Raw genomic sequence first — 1,707 nt, 5'->3', positions numbered from 1 at the left:
ATCGCAAGGTGCTGGAGTGGGCCGGTGAAAAACCGGTGACGATCCGCACCGTTGACGCCGGCGGCGACAAGCCGGTGCCCGGCTTTACGGTCGAGGAGAGCAATCCGTTTCTCGGCCTGCGCGGGATCAGGCTGTCGCTGGCAAGACCCGAGGTGTTTCGTGTACAGATCCGGGCGCTGCTGCGCGCCGCTGTCCATGGCAGCCTGAAAGTGATGTTCCCTATGATCGCCATTGTGGAGGAATACCGACAGACAGCGGCGATGTTCGCCGAAGAGCAGACTGCACTTGCCGCACGCGGCGTCGCACACAACATGCCGCCGCTCGGCATCATGGTCGAAGTGCCTTCGGTGGCGATCGTACCGGAAGCCTTTACCGATGCCGCCTTCTTCTCGATCGGCTCCAATGATCTCACCCAGTATGTCATGGCGGCCGCCCGCGACAACGCTGCCGTGGCGCATCTCAATTCGGTCCGTCATCCGGCCGTGCTGCGGCTGATCGCTGCCGTGACGGCGTTTGGCCAGCGGGAAGAGATCCCGGTCAGCCTGTGCGGCGATGCAGCCGGCGATCCAGCCTCGATCCCGTCACTGATCGAGGCCGGCCTGCGCGATCTTTCCGTCGCGCCGGCGCAACTCGCCATGGCCAAGGCGGCCGTCGCGGACGTTTCTGTCTAGGCGCGGCCGGCATGGTCGACAGGACACCCGAACCCGGTTCCGAAGAGGCGATCCGCGCCTACAAGACGATCCTGTCGCAGGTCATCGACCAGCGCCCGTCCGGTATGCGCCAGCGCCTGGCCGATGCGCTCGGCAAGCACCGCAGCTTCGTCACGCAGATTTCCAGTCCTGCCTATTCGATCCCGATTCCGTCAAAACATTTGCCGGCTATATTTTCCGTCTGCCATTTCAGCCCGGCCGAGCGCGACCAGTTTCTCGCCGCCTATCACCAGGCGCATCCAGGCAAGATGTCGATCGCATCAGGCATGCGCAAGACGCGGCATGTCTCGCTGATCGTGCCGGATTTCGGCGACGACAAGCAGAACGCCGCGCTCGATAAGGCGGTGAACGATTTTATCCAAAAGATCACCAGCATCACCGGCAAGAGTGGCTGATCGAACTCTTGTTTTACGCAATTCCGGACGGAAAACCGCGATACACTTTTCCTGGAATTGCTTTGGAAGGCCTATTTCGGGAGGAGACGGCCGTGAAGAAGTTTATCAATTCGGTGGACACGGTGCTGACCGAAAGCCTCGACGGCTTCGTCGCCGCCCATGCCGACATCCTCGTGCTCGGCGACGAGCACAAATTCATCCGCCGCAAGACCTTGCGGCCGGGCAAGGTGGCGCTGATCTCCGGCGGCGGTTCCGGTCACGAGCCGCTGCATGGCGGCTTTGTCGGTCACGGCATGCTGGACGCCGCCTGCCCCGGCCAGGTGTTCACCTCGCCGACACCGGACCAGATGCTGGCGGCGGCAGAGGCCGTCGACACCGGCGCCGGCTGCCTGTTCATCGTCAAGAACTATGAGGGCGACGTCATGAATTTCGAGATGGCGGCCGAAATGTCGGAAGGCGTCCAGCAGATCGTGACCAATGACGATGTCGCGGTCGAGAATTCTTCCTATACGACGGGCCGGCGTGGCGTCGCCGGCACGCTGGTGGTGGAAAAGATCGTCGGCGCGGCGGCCGAACATGGCCTGGCTCTGGCGTCGCTGAAG

The 1,707-nt window shown here is 62.9% G+C and carries 3 protein-coding genes; all 3 read left to right on the top strand.

The genetic code is table 11. The annotated features are described in order from the left end of the window. Nucleotides 1-671: putative PEP-binding protein (locus EN994_RS30045; protein WP_164746354.1), on the top strand; the 671-nt coding region annotated here is incomplete at its 5' end. Nucleotides 672-682: 11 nt separating this feature from the next. Next, complete coding sequence (locus EN994_RS30040) at nucleotides 683-1,105, top strand: hypothetical protein (protein WP_013528088.1); 423 nt, start codon at nucleotides 683-685, stop codon at nucleotides 1,103-1,105. Between the two features lie 92 nt (nucleotides 1,106-1,197). Continuing rightward, nucleotides 1,198-1,707, top strand: a 510-nt coding sequence (locus EN994_RS30035) for a dihydroxyacetone kinase subunit DhaK (RefSeq protein WP_206530532.1), incomplete at its 3' end; no start/stop codon positions are given.

The sequence above is a fragment of the Mesorhizobium sp. M7A.F.Ca.CA.002.09.1.1 genome, assembly GCF_003998555.1.
GTDB lineage: Bacteria > Pseudomonadota > Alphaproteobacteria > Rhizobiales > Rhizobiaceae > Mesorhizobium > Mesorhizobium ciceri.
This window is presented reverse-complemented; position numbering and strand designations above follow the sequence as displayed.

Excerpts from the sequence above, each read along its gene's own strand:
- EN994_RS30040 (WP_013528088.1), top strand. The coding sequence starts at position 683 with ATGGTCGACAGGACACCCGAACCCGGTTCCGAAGAGGCGATCCGCGCC.